Source organism: Gimesia sp., from assembly GCF_040219335.1.
In the GTDB taxonomy this organism is placed as follows: Bacteria; Planctomycetota; Planctomycetia; order Planctomycetales; family Planctomycetaceae; genus Gimesia.
The window spans coordinates 464,761-481,260 of record NZ_JAVJSQ010000031.1; the positions used below are offsets into that span (position 1 = coordinate 464,761).

At 52.9% G+C, this 16,500-nt stretch carries 10 protein-coding genes; 4 read left to right on the forward strand and 6 right to left on the reverse strand.

What is annotated here, in order from left to right:
- Positions 1-80: 80 nt before the first annotated feature.
- The gene (locus RID21_RS26640) at positions 81-1,643 is read right to left on the reverse strand and encodes a hypothetical protein (RefSeq protein ID WP_350194247.1); all 1,563 of its coding nucleotides are present in this window, start codon (positions 1,641-1,643) and stop codon (positions 81-83) included.
- A 261-nt stretch (positions 1,644-1,904) separates the two neighbouring features.
- Here RID21_RS26640 and RID21_RS26645 point away from each other — a divergent pair, with 261 nt between their 5' ends.
- Complete coding sequence (locus RID21_RS26645) at positions 1,905-2,723, forward strand: sugar phosphate isomerase/epimerase family protein (RefSeq protein WP_350194249.1); 819 nt, start codon at positions 1,905-1,907, stop codon at positions 2,721-2,723.
- A gap of 1 nt (position 2,724) precedes the next feature.
- Here the strand turns inward: RID21_RS26645 and RID21_RS26650 are convergent, their stop codons facing one another.
- Positions 2,725-4,182: a pectate lyase gene (locus RID21_RS26650; protein ID WP_350194251.1), complete on the reverse strand. Its 1,458-nt coding sequence runs from the start codon at positions 4,180-4,182 to the stop codon at positions 2,725-2,727.
- Positions 4,183-4,396: 214 nt separating this feature from the next.
- On the opposite strand from RID21_RS26650, the gene RID21_RS26655 reads away from it, so the two are divergent.
- Entirely contained in the window at positions 4,397-5,791 is a 1,395-nt protein-coding gene (locus RID21_RS26655) for a GntP family permease (RefSeq protein ID WP_350194253.1), read from the forward strand.
- A 105-nt stretch (positions 5,792-5,896) separates the two neighbouring features.
- Entirely contained in the window at positions 5,897-6,826 is a 930-nt protein-coding gene (locus RID21_RS26660; protein WP_350194255.1) for a DUF6807 domain-containing protein, read from the forward strand.
- Here RID21_RS26660 and RID21_RS26665 read toward each other — a convergent pair whose 3' ends face one another.
- On the reverse strand, positions 6,827-8,134 hold the full coding sequence (locus RID21_RS26665) for a BBP7 family outer membrane beta-barrel protein (protein ID WP_350194257.1): 1,308 nt from the start codon (positions 8,132-8,134) through the stop codon (positions 6,827-6,829).
- 69 nt (positions 8,135-8,203) lie between these two features.
- Positions 8,204-12,076 (reverse strand): beta strand repeat-containing protein, encoded by a 3,873-nt coding sequence (locus RID21_RS26670; protein WP_350194259.1) that lies wholly within the window; start codon positions 12,074-12,076, stop codon positions 8,204-8,206.
- 799 nt (positions 12,077-12,875) lie between these two features.
- On the opposite strand from RID21_RS26670, the gene RID21_RS26675 reads away from it, so the two are divergent.
- Entirely contained in the window at positions 12,876-13,817 is a 942-nt protein-coding gene (locus tag RID21_RS26675) for a prenyltransferase/squalene oxidase repeat-containing protein (protein WP_350194261.1), read from the forward strand.
- 56 nt (positions 13,818-13,873) lie between these two features.
- On the opposite strand, the gene RID21_RS26680 is transcribed toward RID21_RS26675, so the two are convergent.
- Together RID21_RS26680 and rpoD are read right to left on the reverse strand one after the other, a co-directional pair.
- Positions 13,874-14,584 (reverse strand): zinc ribbon domain-containing protein, encoded by a 711-nt coding sequence (locus RID21_RS26680; protein ID WP_350194263.1) that lies wholly within the window; start codon positions 14,582-14,584, stop codon positions 13,874-13,876.
- A 222-nt stretch (positions 14,585-14,806) separates the two neighbouring features.
- Positions 14,807-16,489, reverse strand: a complete 1,683-nt coding sequence (rpoD, locus tag RID21_RS26685; protein WP_350194266.1) for an RNA polymerase sigma factor RpoD — start codon at positions 16,487-16,489, stop codon at positions 14,807-14,809.
- Between the last annotated feature and the right edge of the window lie 11 nt (positions 16,490-16,500).

Below are 16,500 nucleotides of genomic sequence, written 5' to 3' on the forward strand. Positions count from 1 at the left end.
GTTCTCGCTCAAGTTGGATGATACATCAACCACGACTTATATCGAGCATACCCCGCTCAGCGAGGAGCCGCAAGATCGCGCTACTGTTCGGCAGTGGTACTCTGTGGCTGAGGCTGCCTGGTAACGGTGACTTGAACCGCTCCCTCATTATTGTGGAGTGAATCCCACGCATCATTTAAGCGGAAATAAAGCGTACCGGTCGCCGGGGCCATCCAGGTTGCCTGCGATCCCTGGGGATAGACCCGTAGCAGTGCCTGCACGCGTGTGGGATCATTGCCAGGATCGGGGCGGATCATCATCAACAGTCGGCCCAGTGGTTGTCCATTGAAGTACTGAAACGTAATCCCGTCCGCTGTACTCTGCCAGGGTTTGGGTTTCTGCGCGAGTGAAAACATTCCGCTCGCAGACACCGCATACGTCTCCCCGCGGGTCACATGTACGCCACTCGACTGCCAGCCTCGGTCGCTGGCGATTTCCTGTGTGACTGAAGCGTCTGTCGCAAGGTCCTTGCCGGGGTGAAACGTGATCATCGCCCTTTCGGAATCATAGCCAGGCTGCAGATTACGGACAAACAGCAGCCAGGCGTCATTGGCGGCGATCAGATCTGGACCGATCAGCGCTTTGATTTTTTCTGTGAACCCGGGGCCTTGCATCTGCCGCGCCAGCTTGCGGAACTCAGTCTGATATTGGGGATGCTTGTCAAAGAACTGACTGAGGGCCCACGACCAGGCATAGGATGCATTCGCATCGACAAAATCATCGGGCCCCAGTTGCATCACTTCCAGCATCGTTCTGGGGGGTGCACTTTTAACGGCATCCTGGATTAACGAGATCCGTCCCAGGCCGCCAAAATCATTTTTATTGTGAGGCATCACGTTAAACTGAATTTTCCCATCTGCACTGACATGGTGCGTCGCCATCGATTCTGCGATGCCTTCCAGGTACCAGACGGGCGCGCTGATGTCTTCCATGATCATGCTGTAGCAGTGCGTGTATTCGTGCAGCATCAGATGCTTGAGATAATATTCCTCGGTCTGCGCGTTCATCCAGAACTGAGCCCCCTGATGACGCCCGTTGATAATCTGAGCCAGCAACCCCGGAATCAACCCTGCTTTCTCATACCGTTCCCGGTCCTGCATGATATACCCGGTGACCTGAAACTCAGTGCCTTCCCGATTGGGGGGTAACGGACCAAAATACTTTTGCAGTGCCGGATAAGCCTGTTCAAGCACAGCAGGTAGTTTTTTCGCCTGTTCGGGATCGATGTCCGTATAAAGTTTCAGATGCGGCGATTCATAACACTCGATGCCCAACAGCGCCAGACGCTGGTTGTTGTGCAGAGGACGTTGATCGCTGGGGCGATACACTTTCTGCTCAGCACTTTGCATGCGTGATGCGGGTTGAGGTTCCCCAGGCGCCTTGCCCGGGTCAGACTCCGTTTTTGTTTGCTCCGTTTTTACCTGTGGAGCCTGTGGTTGCTGCTGTGATTCCGTAGAAGCCGTCGAGACAGCAGGTTCACTGATAACGACGACCTCAGGTTCTTCAGCGGCGCGCGGGGGTTTCGCGTCTGCACCGCAGCCCGGGAGCAGCAGGCAGAGCCAGAGTAGAGAACTCGGATTCCATTCCAATCGCGACACATGCATCTGAGAGAACTTTCAACCGATTTCAGGACAACTCCTCAGGAGAATCGAAGCGAGTCTATATTACTCTGTCTATTGTGACCGATTTTGCCCCCGCCGTCGAGGAAGCATTCGTTTCGCTGTTCTGAGTTGATACCCACGCTTGATTATTGCAAAATGCGGTGTAGACGTCTGTTACGAAATTCAACCGGCTGGAGTTCTTACGTCAGATTCCAGCAGATCGATAACCTAATCTCCCCGTTATTCTCTGCGAGGATCATCTTCATGAGCCCTTTCCGCTTTAGCCTGAACGCCAGTACGATCCGTACCACACCGCTGCTCGATAAAATCCGCGTCACTGCCGAAGCTGGATACGGGGGAATTGAACTCTGGTTTGATGAAGTCGAACAGTACCTGGCTGAGGGAGGGAAACTGGAAACGATCTCGCAGGCTCTCAAAGATGGCGGACTGGCGGTTCCGACGATGATCATGTTACGCGACTGGTGGTCAGCGACGGAGGAAGAGTATCCGCGTGTATTTCAGACCTGTCTGGATCGCATCAAGCTGGCCTCTCAACTGGGGGCGGAATATGTGATTGCCTGCCCGCATCGCGATAAGAATCCGGACTACGACCTGGGTGCGAAACGGTATCGCGATTTGCTGGAAGCGGGTATCGAAGCCGGTGCGAAGCCAGCGGTTGAGTTCCTGGGCTTCGTTGCTGATGTCACCACCATTGAAGATGCATTGCGGGTGGTCGAAAAGTCGAGACATCCCGCAGCGACCCTCGTACTCGATCCGTTTCACGTATTCCGGGGAGGCGGTTCCATGGAGACCATCGCGCATCTCAAGCCCGAACAAATCGCGATTTCCCATTTCAATGATGCCGTCGATACCCTGCCTCGCGAAACCCAGATGGATCCAGACCGCGTCCTTCCCGGCGACGGGCACCTGGACCTGGTACATTACTGCCGCCTGCTGAAGCAGATTGGTTACGAGGGCTGGCTCTCACTGGAACTGTTCCGCGAAGATCTCTGGGAACAGGATCCGTTACAGGTGGCGCAGGTCGGCCTGGAACGGATGCAGATCGTAGCCGAGCACGCCTGATTTAATCCTGTTGACTCGCAGCAATAAATTCAGCAAGCGTCGAGAGATTCCGGACAAAGACCCGCGTATCGATGATGGGCACATTGTCGAGATCGGCACTGCGGATATCTCCCTGAACGAGCCAGGCGCCGTCTTTGTTCAACGCGTTGACCACAGACTGTGCCCGCGCGGCCAGGGAGGGTGTTAAGCGCAGACGACGTTGCGGGAACTGCTGCGATTTGAGTTTTTCAGGCGATGCCTTCAGCAGTTTCTCGTAACGGTTTTCGAGCGAATCGACTTTGGAATCGATGATGAAACCATAGTGAGTGGGCAGATCGTTGTCTTTGTAGGTCAGTTCATATTTTTTAGTGAAGTAAAGCGGTCGGTTGGTTTTCAGTTCGTAAAAGCGGGCCAGCTTACCGCCGGGCAGTTCTGACTTCTTCAGATAGGCCAGTGCTTTTGGGATCGGTGCCAGATATTTTTTGTCGCCGGTGTAAATATAAATCTGCATCAGCGTTTTGATAATTCCCTGCGACTCGCCTCCGGTGACCGCCGGTGGTTCGAATTTACGCGCCCAGGCTGGCTGCATCTGCTGATTGTACTGCTGTGCCCACGCCGGCTGCGGTTCGGGCATCTGCGCGAGGAGGATAAAGTCTCCCGCTTTCAGAGCCGCTTCGCGATATCGGTCCTCCTGATAGACGTGATGCGCCAGGAACATCACATTGACCAGATCTTCGATGGCATTGTCGTTGAAGGTGTAATAATTCAGGTATTTCTGTTTGGGAAAGGTACGCGACCAGCTTTCCGGATAGCTGGCTTTGAGCACGGGATAGTCTTGAGGATCGGGAAATTCGTCGTAGCGCTGCGGCCAACCCCCGTTGGGATACTGTGCTTTTAAAAATGCATCCAGGGCATACATCACGGCTCCGTGCACGGCTTTGTCTTTGAACTTCAGCTCCTGATCGAGCAGGATCAGAAAGTGGAGCGCGGATTGCGAGGTGTTGTCGTCGAAGGTCGTTGTGTTCCGAACCTTGGGACCACCTCCGTCAAAACGATACTGCATCTGAGCCCGGCGTTCGAAATCGATGTAATAGTTCCAGCCCCCGGATTTGAGTTGTCCCTTAATCAGAGCTTCACCGGCAGCTCGCGCTGCTTTCAAGAGATAGGGTTGACCGGTTTTCTGATATGCTTCGAGGTAAGCCACTCCCACAGTGGGTGTTCCCGGAGGTTGCACCCAAACCATGGTATCACGGGCACGGCCTTCCCCTTCCCGGTATTTCAGATCCCGACTGTAGTGCCAGAGATAGCCGCCCTCGGTCGAGACTTGAGTGGTGAAGTAGTCTGTCGCACGACGCATTGCCTGTTGTGCTTCATCCACCGAGATCTCAGCCTGCAGTGCATTCTGTGCTCCCATCCCCCAGACGAAGACGCAGATCAACAGCAGACATTTCAACAGACGACACCAGGTGAGCACAGTCATGGGAGATCTTCCTTTTCTGCAGTATCAGGGTGGGACACGAAGCAACTTCATCCTACACAAAGCAGCAGGTCTATGAAAGCAACCTTTTCTTAACCTTTTTCACTAAATCGGCCTCTCTGTTTTCTCGCTTAGACTGGGTTGCGTCATGCATCAATCTTTGTAATGCTCGTTAGCACTCACGATATACGCCTAAGATTTTCCCGGAGAAGCGCTTATGTTGGAAAACTACCCCTTTGTCATATTGGCGATCGGCATCGCCACTGTGATTGGCATGATCATCTTTCTGAAAATCAATGCCTTTCTGGCGTTGATCACAGCAGCCATGGTCGTCAGCCTGCTGGGCCCCGCGTCAGCAGATGGGATGAACCGCATGAAGCGAGTGGCGATCGCCTTTGGCGACTCGGTTTCCGGGATCGGAATCGTGATTGCGCTGGCTGCGATCATCGGTAAATGCATGATGGACAGCGGCGCCGCAGACAGGATTGTCCGTACGTTTCTCAAGTTGATGGGGGAAAAGAACGCTTCCTTTGCGCTGATGGGAAGTGGCTTCGTCCTGGCGGTACCTGTCTTCTTTGATACGGTGTTCTACCTGTTGATTCCGCTGGCCCGTTCGCTGTATCGCAGCACCAAACGCAATTATCTGATGTACGTGATGGCGATTGCCGCCGGGGGCGCCATCACGCATACACTGGTTCCCCCGACCCCTGGACCACTGGCGATGGCCGATAACCTGGGTGTCGACCTGGGCAAGATGATCTTCGTGGGCGCCCTGGTCGCATTACCGGCTGCTTTTGTAGGGATCTTCTTCAGCATGTTCGCCAATAAAAAAATGGACATCCCCATGCGGGAAGTCGCCGAACATACTGAACCGGATCCGCTGAAAGAGGAAGAACTCCCTTCCCTGGTTGTTTCACTGTTACCGATTGTTCTGCCCGTGCTGTTGATCACGGCCAACACCCTGGTTAACTCCCTGCTGGCTGGCGGCGTCGGTCCCCAGGCATTCCTGACCAGCGTCAGTCCTTTTACTTCGATTATCGGAGACGCCAACTTCGCCCTGCTGGTCGCGACAGCGATTTCGCTGATCATTCTTTTCAGACAACGCGACCTGACACTGCTCAAACTGGGAGCCACTGTTGAAGAAGCCCTGATGAGCGGGGGCGTGATTATTCTGATCACAGCCGGGGGTGGTGCCTTCGGAAAGATGCTGACCGTCGCCCAGATTGGACCGGCGATCCAGGGCATGTTCAGCACCGAAGAAACGCAAGTTGCCGGCATGAGCTTTCTGATTCTCGGTTTCGGCATCGCAGCACTGCTCAAAATCGCCCAGGGTTCCAGTACCGTAGCGATGATTACGACCTCCGCCATGCTGGCGACGATGAACGTCAATTCCGAAATGCTGGGCTTCGATCCGGTTTACCTGGCGACGGCCATCGGTGCAGGTTCGCTGATCGGCTCCTGGATGAACGACAGTGGCTTCTGGATTTTCTGTAAGATGAGCGGTCTTACAGAAGAAGAGGCACTCAAATCATGGACACCTTTATTGCTCGTGCTGGGATGTACCAGCCTGGCATCCACGATCCTGCTGTCAATCGTCTGGCCGATGAGCTGATTTTTGAAACAAGTTCGGTCTGCTTCACTCTGCCTGAAGGACCCCGTATGCTGAAAGCGGTATGAACCAGACAGAATCGCGACTGCTTTTGACAGGATTTCCGGTATGAGCCAGCTGTTTCCCGACTGCCAGATTGTTCCGCTCCCCGATTTTCAGTTTGCGTTTCAGATCAAGGGAAAGGAGCGACTCAGGTGGCATCACTCTCCTGAATATTCGCGTCCCTTCTTTTATCCGCTTACGGGACCGGCGGGAGTTCCGTTAACACGGATCGGACATCCGGGGGCGCCGAACCATGACCACCATCGTTCGGTCTGGTTTGCCCATCACCGGGTGCTGGGGATTAATTTCTGGGCGGAAAACACGGGAGCGACCATCAGGCAGAAGCGCTGGATCAGTATTGATGAGACCGACGCTGAAGCGATCCTGGCGGTCGAACTGGACTGGATTGATGGCCACGATCCGGCTCCCCTGCTAAGACAGGAAATGATCGCCGCTGTCAGGACGAATGAGGCAGACGAGTTGTTCCTGGAACTGCAGACCACGTTCCATCCCACTGCAGCTGCTCTTGAATTTCAGAAAACCAATTTCGGTTTTCTGGCGGTGCGGGTAGCGCGTTCGATTTCAAGCTACTTCGGAGCCGGGACGATCACCAGCAGTACAGGACAGGTCGGGGAAAAGAATATCTTTGGCAAACCGGCAAACTGGATGGACTATTCCGGCCCGGTGACTCCCGAAGTCACGGAGGGAATCACTTATTTCTTCCATCCCGATAATCCAGTGGCAGGCACGGAGAAGCCGGTCTGCTGGCATGTCCGCGAGGATGGCTGGATGGGAGCTGCGCCCTGTATGCACGGGCCACTGGAAACGACGCGTCAGTCTCCGCTGACCTTTCGCTTTCTGCTGCACGCCCATGCGAATCAGCTGCACGCTGACCAGGCGGAACGAATCTACCAGACTTTTGCTGCCAGTCCGGTCTACCAGATTAGGAAGCCCGAGAAACGTCACACGACGGCGACAGTCGTTCGCAAACCCTGATTACCAGATCAGTTCGATACCAGCAGTAATACCATCAGCAGAGAACTTGCTGTTGTCATCGCGAACCCGGGTACCGACGGCTGGATTGGCTGCGGTACGATCTTCATTGTAGTCAATGATATTGAAGGCACGTGAAATCTGACCGACGAACAGGTAGTCGTATCCGACGAAGCAACGAAAGTGCTCATTCACATTCACTTTGGCGTACAAAGAAATCTGGAATGTAGGTGAGAACTCGTTGTTCTTATCGACGGTGACAATCCGGGGATCCGAAGGCTGGAACAGTTGTTCGGTCGCGACCTGGTTGGTATTACGGTTGAAACCGAAGGTAAATTTAGGTTCGGCACCGATTGTGAAGCGGCTATGCTTGAATTCGGTACGGGCACCGAGGCTGGGACCAAAGACCCGGTTCTCGGTTTTGGAGTAGATCGTAGTTGTCCGCGGCAGACCAATTCCGCCGCCGGAATCGACTCCCACCTGATTCATGGTTTCCTGAAGATCGATGAAGCGGAACCCGAACATCGGCTGCAAACGGAACCCTTCACCGGGCAGGTGCGGATCCATAATATAGTTGATCCCGGTACCAGCCATCTGTGTGTCCAGGTTGATGGTATAGCTGGTGTCATACACGTTGGTGTTCGAAGCGGGAGCTCCATTAATTTTGAAGTTGGTCACGACGACGAGGTCATCGTCGGGAACAGAATTCGCCTGGGTGGCAAAAATGCTGTCGGTAGGACGAATCGATTCATTTTTGAAAATGCCCCAGACGTTCCACTCCAGACTACCTTCCGGCAGAGCGAATTCCAGAGCGGCACGCATGCCGTTCGTATCCATCGACTGATCGTTGTAATCCAGTTCAACACCGTTGCCACGGGCAATTCCCGTTGACCGGTCGAATACCGAATTGGGCTGAGTCGAATCGGTTACTCCCAGGATGGGAGTTCCCAGCAGCACGTCATCTGGACCTTTTAACGACCAGTGCAGATATTCCAGTTTCAGCTTGGAAGACTTAAACATATTTCCGATCTGTTTATCAATCGGAGAGTCATAAGTCCACCCGCGATCTACCGGCAACTGTCGGACCAGCGAGCGGGAATAAGTATGCATGCCGGAAAAGAGCCCGGGATCATTCATGTATTCCTCACCGGCCATGTCCGCATCACCGTGCATGACATATTCTACGGAGTCTTTATCGCCGGCGACCACGGAACGAGTTGCCAGAGGCAGTCCGGTCGAACACAGCAGCACCAGTAGTGCACTCAGTCTGAATGGAGTAATCATCATTACTTTCCAGGATGTGCGACTCATCGATTAAAACCTTGAAATATTGGATCAAAACACAAGAGTGTGTCAGTTAAAACGAGACTTCAGTCAGGATCAGGGCAGCAGGAAGTTATTCAGGCTGATTTGACCATCAAATGTACCCCCACCAGGATTGAACAGGATGAAGGTCCCGTTGTTGCCTACCGAGGTGACATTTACGACGTTGTTGATTCCCGTCCCCAGTTGCAGGGGACCATTCGTCATAGCATTGAAGCTGACAGCGGATTCGACTTCGAAGATATCTCCATCAAAGATGCTCAGAGTATTCGCATCGATCACGACCGAAGAGCTGGTTGCATCGATCAGGTCAAAGTAGATCGCGTCGCTCCCAATCCCGGACATATTGATAATATTGTTGTTGATCTGCACATTGGAGTTGGCAGCCAGATCGAGGAACCGCAGACCGAACGAATCAGCTCCTGCCATCACGATTCCCTGATCGTTGTTGTTCTGAATCAGGATATTCGAAGGACCTTCAGTCTGAACCTGAATACCTTCACTGTTTGTCCCCGCAATGGTGAAGTTGTTCTGTCCGACCACCTGCAGGGTCATCAGGTCAGCCAGATCGCTACTGGTGGCATCGATGTCGATACCCTGGTTGTTGGTAGCACCGGTACCCACAAAGTTGTTCGCATTAGCCACAAGCACGTTCATGGGGCCTTCCCAGATCACAGCCAGACCAGCCGTATTGGAGACACTGGTTGTGATATCGTTGCCTTCCAGTGAGACGTTCAACACAGAGTCATCCAGCAGTCCACCAGACTCGATGCGGATCGCATCGGCACTGTCGTCTGTAATCGTGTTGTCCTGGAGAATCAGCGTGAAGCTGTCATCATCGGTGTCATCCAGTTCGATATTCGCGAGGTATTGGAGTGAATGCTCATCAGCGGCGGTACCGTTATCCAGCAATTCCGAATCGATCATCTGGAAAGTACGACCATTGATAATCCGGATACCGTCTCCGGCTGAATCTTCAACACGAACGCGTGTCAGGTTCAGACGGGGACCGTCGGCTACCGTTGTCTGATGCCATTCGATACCGGATGTTGTCGGAATCTGGATTTCCAGACCATCGATGTTCACCCGGTCGATGTCTTCCATCCAGACACCGTGTCTGGCTGCAGTAATCGTACCGCCGGCATCGATGGTGGCTCCATCACCGACGATCGAGAACAAACCGGGAGTACGCACCAGGCGAACACCGGCACTGTTCAGATAGAAGGCGTTATCTCCGGCAGTGGAGATCCCGTTCAGGTCGGGACCTGAAGTCGGACCAGCGGTAACCGAGGTCAGGTTCATGGAGAGGCTGGTATCTTCAATGTCGATCGCAGCCGCATCTGTCACAGTGATAATACCGCCCGATGAACTGATTGTTCCTGCATTGTTATTGGCGATGAATGCCAGGTTGTCTGTGGCGGTGATATTCAGGTCACCAAAGTTGACATTACCCGGGTTGTCCTGAACGTAGACACCAACCGCAGGTACGATTGGCGGTGGTGCCGTGTAAGCGGCACTATTCGCGGTCACATTCAGAGAACCGAAGCTGACAATGGGAGTGTTGTTCAGAATATGAACAACAGGCACTGTGGCACCGGTCGTTCCGGTGACGGTCGCATTATTGAATGAAACCTGTCCTGCGGTGCCTCCCTGCCCTGCGTTATTGATCAACACAACTGAGTTCGTCGTACTGTTATTAGACAGAACAGCGTTACCCAGACGGAAGACAGGGCTGTCGTCCAGGATGATGATCGCTTCATTGGCGGTCCCGGTGACAGTCGTTGTGCCTGTCACACTGAAGACCCCTGTATTGCCACCGTTATTGAACGAGATACCTTCGCCGTTACTTCCGGTGATTCCCAGGCTTCCGCCAAAGGAGATGTTTCCGGAAGTGTTGTTTACGTCAATACCATGATCGGTTACCGCAGAGGCCCCGTTGGTCATGGTGGTATTTCCGACCACGGACATGTTACCAGACAGATTTTCAACCAGAATACCGGCACCAGCCCGGTTCAGAATGTTGATGTCCTGCATCTGGAACACACCCTGATAATCTTCGACAAAGATACTGGGGCCGGTCGCACCATCAATGATAGTCGCGGCCTGGGCTGTATTTCTGAAAGTGACGACAGCATTAGCAGTTCCGCCAGTTACATAGATACCATCGTTGACTGTAGTGGGAACGTAGGCCCCGCTTTTGGTAATAGTCACGTTATCCAAAACGGCACCACCGCCAATGTTGTTGATCAAGATACCCTGGCCATCGGTGTCTTCGATTGAAGAATCCGTCATGTTGACTGAACCACCGGTGGTATTCTGGACCAGTACCGCACGACCATCTCCGGTATTGGTAATGGTACCTGTGCTGTAGCGAAGCAGCGGATCTCCACCGTCCACTACGAAAGCGTTACCAGCAGAGTTAGTCACATTGGTTGAAGTGAAGGCCAGGCTGCCGGTGGTACTACTCAGGAAGATCCCCTCACCGGCGGCATTATTCACGTCGTTGAAATTAGCAATTGTTTCGGAGACACCAATTCCCACGATACCGCGTCCGGTGGGATTATTGAGAATAAACCCGGAGAACTCACTGTCGGAAGCAAGGATGGCACCATCGCCGACGGTGTCGTTAAAAGTAGGCCGTACGAGGCTGTTCGGTCGCAGCGGATCGCCATAGGAGGGCGAGTTTGGCAGCAGTTTCGAACCGAAGCCCTGAATGTTGAAGAAGTGGTTTACGCCTTGTCCTTCACCGAGAATCCGGTCTCCCGAAACGAGTGAGATCGGTGGCCCATTGTTGAATTCACTCCCTGCATGGGTGAAGATGATGTCACGATCAGGACCCGCCTGGGCGTCGGAGATGGTCTGGTAAGGATCCAGTACCGCACCGGTTCCCCCCGGTCCGGCAAGTGAGTCGACGTGTGAAACCGTCCAGGGTGTTCCCGTGGCCGGGTTGATGGCGGTCAGACCGGAGTCCACCACATCACGCTGTTCGACGACGACGTTGTAGTTTCTGCGAACCCGCTCAGCCATGCGGTACATCTGAGTGGATTTTTCCATCTTGTTCCACTCGGGCTTGCCGGCAAAGGTCCAGGTGATATTGAAGAACACATTTGTATTGAATGTGTCGTCGTTGGTGACCGATAATTCCGCCAGAACGTTCGGCAATGGTTCGGCCTGTAAACGACCACGCCAGCCCCAGACCTGCGGACTGCCACTTGCCTGGAAATTGTAAGTACCGGCATAAACCCGGGTTTCAAATTTCTGGGCCAGTTCTCCCCAGACCGGGACACCGATTTCCGTATCGAAGCCCCGCATAGCGGTTCCGATGGTACGGGTCTGGTCATAGAGAATGTTGAATCCGGAGTACCGCTGACTGCCGTTATTAAACTGCAGATCGAGCTGTTGCTGACGGTTGCCGAATGGAATGTAGAAGTTGGCATTGGCGTCCCAGTAGCGACCCATCGTTTCGACGTTGAGGGCTGCCTGCTGGAAAACTTTATTGGTTGAGTCATCACGATCGTAGTAGAAACCGAAACCGAAGATCCGGTCGGTGTCGTAGTTGTAGAATCGATAAGCGATACCACCGGTTCCCCCGAGATTGCCCCGGTTGGTCCGGAACAGTCTGAAGTTACCGAACAGCATTCCAGCGTCGTCCGGGTTCTTGGTGTGGGTAAACAGGTACGGCATTGCTTCCAGGTGCGTGATTGATTCGTTCAGACCAATGGTCTTGCCAGCCTGGTGACCGACGCGAAACAGAGCCCCCATCCCGTTCCCGGGAACGACCGACGGGATTCCATCAAAGGTATCATCGACTTCACTTCCGTCTGCAATGATTGTTGTGAAATCACCTTCTTCATCAGCCAGTACTGTTCCCGACATGGCGGAGATTGCCAGCACGACAGCGCCCGCAATCAGGCGGAATGCAATTTTCATAAATCGTCCAGAATAGCTTGATGTCGACACAGGCATCTGTTTTACCTCGGCAAAGCACGCAGAGTGCAATTTGGCGTTTTTGTCCCGCTGTGTTGTATTTTGATCTGTCATGAAATTTTCTGGTTCTATGACAAGTTTTTCAGGAAAACCCATGAGATTTATCTCAACAAGAAATCTTCTGAATTCGGGAATGAGCCAGGGGAGCAGGCTCCTCAGACTCAATTGGTCAAGTCGTATCTACGCTACGTATCTGCACTCAATGACAGACGAAGTCCCCACGGCAAGCAGACTGCTGCCGAATGGTGACACCTGTTATTGAACGTGATTAATTTTATTGTGAATCAGGGAGGGTTCAGCCCGACCAGTCAGTAATCATCGAGAGAGAGTTGTGATCATTACGGATTCTCCGAAGAGAAACTGGTCCGACTAATATAGGATTTGTTGTAACGCGCCCCGGAAAAATCAGGTTTTTACCGGAAACAGGTTACTGGTATTTGATAAGTATTCAGGTTGTTTTTAATGTGAAATGGTACTCGCAAGAATCCAGAGTCAGCCTTGAGGACAAGTTTGCTCTGTTTTGAACTGCTGATCAGCCAGAACTGGCTAGACCGTATACAGTCCAGAGAGAGAATGATTCTTAGAGTATAAGAGATGTTGGGCGGGAACATATTCCAAATTCAAAATCGACGAAAGGCGAATTTGACCTTTCCCCTCAGAATTTTTTGACAATTTTCAAAATAGTCTCGCTCAAAGAATACCCTGCCCCCGCCTTCCGTATTGAAATATCACGATCGGTTTCATGAACCAGCAACCCTATTTAGTGCATCTTGCTTTGCGACTGGCTACAGGCCTGGAACAATTCTCTGCCTCCGATCTGGAGAAGCATCGCAGCTTCATTTGTTCCCAGCAGCAGCCCGATGGTGGTTTTTCCGGGAGAGAGGGAGGCTCAGACCTTTATTACACGGGATTTGCCGTTCGCAGTCTCGGAATTCTGGGAGGTCTGGAGCCGGGAGAAACGGAATCCCTCTGCGGTTATCTGAAGAGCTTTTCGCTGGAAACTCTTACCACGATTGATCTTTTGAGCTGGTTGTACTGCGCGTTAATCGTTCAGGCTTCCGGGGGCCCCGATGTGCTGGCTGAGGTGCCTGAAAACTGGAACACCCGGATTGCGGAACGGCTCGAAACGCTGCGAACTGAAGATGGTGGTTATGCGAAATCGGACCAGGGCGCGCTGGGAAGTACCTATCACAGCTTCCTGATCGTGTTGATCTATCAGTTGATCGGTGTGGATGTTCCGTCGCCGAACCGGCTGATCCAGTTCCTGTATGACATGCAGCGGGATGATGGCGGCTTCGTCGAAATTGCTCCCATGAAACGCAGCGGTACTAATCCGACCGCGGCTGCCGTCGCGACTCTGATCATCCTGGAAGCGATGGATGACGAGTTGAAGTCAGATGTCAGGGACTTTCTGAACCAGGTCAAAAGTTCTGAGGGAGGATTTCAGGCCAATACCCGCATTCCGTTTGCGGATGGCCTGTCAACCTTTACCGGATTACTGACCGCGCAGGACCTGGGATTAAACGAGATCATGGATCTGGAACAGGTCCGGAAATTCATGCAGGAATGGCTTGAGTTTCCGACCGGTGGGTTCCGCGGTGCCAGTTGGGACGAACAGGCCGATGTGGAATATACGTTTTATGGCCTGGGAGTGCTCGCGTTACTTGGACAGGCGGCTCAATAAGCCAGAACTGGGAACACGTACCTGATTCACGCGGATTCCCATGTCAATTCCAGGCTTTATTCCAGGGTGTCGTCCATATAGAGCAGACGTCCGCAGGACTTACAGAACACCAGTCGACCGGAATTCAGCTCGACCCGCAGCTGAGGCTCGATCATGACATTACAGGCAGAGCAGAACCTGCCCGCCACATTTGCCAGTGCACCTGCACCGTGAGAGCGAGTCAGACGGGAAAACTGAACTTTGAGATCCGCGGGGATGATCTGCTCGGCATCGGTGATCGCTGCCTGGCATTCCCGGATTTCTTCATCGAGCGATGCTTTGGCAGATTCAAAGTCCTGTTCGACTTTTTTGGCATCTGCAAAAGCGGTTTTGATTTTCGCTTCCCAGTCTTTCGCTTCCTGATCTTTCGCGTCGATTTTATCCATCAGTTCGAGGATTTCATCTTCCAGTACGCTGTTTGCCATCTGGTCAGCGGCGATCTGCCCTTTAATAATGTCAAACTCTTTGTTGGAAGAGGCCGTATTGAGTTTTCCCTTCAGATCCAGAATTTTGGCTTCATTCGACTGTAAGTCGAGATTCTTCTGCTGGACCTGTTTCTTTAACTGAGTAATCTGCTCCTGGACGGTCTTGAGGTGCTCTTCCTGCTTTTGTGCAAACTGTTCTTTCAGCTTGATGCGTTTGGGGCCTTGTTCCAATTTCAGGTTCACATCATGCATTCTCAGATAGAGATGATGTAAGGCTTTCAAACTGGCAGCAGTTGTTGACATGTTAAAGAACTCCGGAATCGCTTTGAAAAGTCGCCTCAGGCTCTGGAAACCATCAGGCTCGATGCGTTTAGTTTGTTATAAAGTTTTCGACAGCAAATAGCCAGACATACGGCAGAAAACTGTCAGATCTTCGCTTTCCCTGCTGCAGAGAGCATTGCTTTCGAGCAAATCGTGCCCTGCAGCAAAAAAAAACGCCGATCAAAACTGATCGGCGTTGTGAATTCAGATACTGGCTGAGGCCGTTGTATCCGCGGATTCCTCTTCGGACTCCGTCTGGCCCCAGTCGGGGACCAGGCCTTCGATAAAGCCCTGCAGCTGTTTGCTGCGAACCGGATGTTGCAGCTTGCGTACCGCCTTGGCTTCGATCTGGCGGACACGTTCCCGCGTCACTTTGAAGATCCGACCGACTTCTTCCAGCGTGTAGGTGTATCCGTCTCCCAGACCAAACCGCAGTTTGATGATCTCCCGCTCACGATAAGTGAGTGTTTTCAGGACATGATCAATCTTGTCCTTAAGCATTTCCTGGCTGGCGGTGTTAACCGGGCTGTCCGAATCGGAGTCCTCGATGAAGTCACCGAAGTAGCTGTCTTCGCTCTCGCCGACGGGACGGTCCAGACTGATCGGATGTCGCGAAATCTTGAGTACGCGGCGGGTCTCTTCGAGGCTGATGCCGGCGACTTCTGCCGTTTCTTCCAGGGTGGGCTCACGTCCATTTTCCTGCAGCAGCTGCTTGCTGACTTTACGCAGTTTGGACATGGTCTCGATCATGTGCACAGGAATACGAATGGTTCGTGCCTGGTCTGCAATCGCCCGGGTAATGGCCTGACGAATCCACCAGGTAGCGTATGTCGAGAATTTATAACCACGACGATACTCATATTTGTCGACCGCACGCATGAGGCCGGTATTGCCTTCCTGAATCAGGTCCAGGAAGCTCAGGCCGCGATTGCGGTATTTCTTGGCGATCGAAACCACCAGACGCAGGTTACCGCCTGACAGTTCACGCATCGCTGTTTCGTAATCGAGGTAACGCTGCTTGACCGCTTTGACGCGTTCCCGCAGGGTTTCCGGTGTTTCCATTGTCATCATGACCAGATCCTGCAATTCCCGTTCGAGGTTTGCACGATCGTCTTTGGAGTTCTTGACGCGGAGATCATCGAGATCCCGGATCTGATCTTCCAGTTCGGTCATTCGCTGTGAAATCTGTTCGAGACGCTTCATGCCGATCTGCAGACGTTGCGTCCGCAGGCTGAGCTCTTCGATCAGAGTTGCCATTTTCCGGCGGCGTTTCATCAGCGTCGCATACGCTTCACGCCGCTGAGTCTTGGTCATTTCCGGATCGATGAACCGCTGGAAGTCAGCATTGTTCTTACTGCTGAGATATTCCAGGGTTTTCAGGTTGTGAGGCATCCGCCCCAGAATCTGATTCTTTTCCAGACCTTCGGTGACTGAGACTTTAATCGTCCGGTCGAACGGCAGCTCGGTTTTGTGAACCTTGTCCAGAATGTCGATGGCCTGCCGCATGGCGTAGTCGCTGCTGAGCAGCTCGCGGCGGAAGCGACGACGGGTGATTTCGATTTTCTTCGCCAGGCGTATTTCTTCGTCCCGGGTCAGCAGCGGAATTTCCCCCATCTGTGTGAGGTACATCCGAACCGGATCATCGATTTTCCGGGAAAGGTCATCGGTACGGGTACGTCCCTTCGGTTTCTCCGGCTGGAGCACCGTGATGACCTGATCGGGAATAATGTCTAAGTCGATTTCCTCAATGGTCAGCAGGAGGTTATCCAGCTTCTCAGGATTCAGCGCTTCATCGGGCAGATAAGCGCTGACCTGATCATAAGTCAGATAACCCTGCTTTATTCCATTTTCAATCAGTTCATTCAATCGGGCGTCGAGTCGGTGCACGTTGCTTCTCC

Coding starts and splice junctions, on each gene's coding strand:
- RID21_RS26640 (WP_350194247.1), bottom strand. CDS start 1,643: ATGCATGTGTCGCGATTGGAATGGAATCCGAGTTCTCTACTCTGGCTC.
- RID21_RS26645 (WP_350194249.1), top strand. CDS start 1,905: ATGAGCCCTTTCCGCTTTAGCCTGAACGCCAGTACGATCCGTACCACA.
- RID21_RS26650 (WP_350194251.1), bottom strand. CDS start 4,182: ATGACTGTGCTCACCTGGTGTCGTCTGTTGAAATGTCTGCTGTTGATC.
- RID21_RS26655 (WP_350194253.1), top strand. CDS start 4,397: ATGTTGGAAAACTACCCCTTTGTCATATTGGCGATCGGCATCGCCACT.
- RID21_RS26660 (WP_350194255.1), top strand. CDS start 5,897: ATGAGCCAGCTGTTTCCCGACTGCCAGATTGTTCCGCTCCCCGATTTT.
- RID21_RS26665 (WP_350194257.1), bottom strand. CDS start 8,134: ATGAGTCGCACATCCTGGAAAGTAATGATGATTACTCCATTCAGACTG.
- RID21_RS26670 (WP_350194259.1), bottom strand. CDS start 12,076: ATGAAAATTGCATTCCGCCTGATTGCGGGCGCTGTCGTGCTGGCAATC.
- RID21_RS26675 (WP_350194261.1), top strand. CDS start 12,876: ATGAACCAGCAACCCTATTTAGTGCATCTTGCTTTGCGACTGGCTACA.
- RID21_RS26680 (WP_350194263.1), bottom strand. CDS start 14,584: ATGTCAACAACTGCTGCCAGTTTGAAAGCCTTACATCATCTCTATCTG.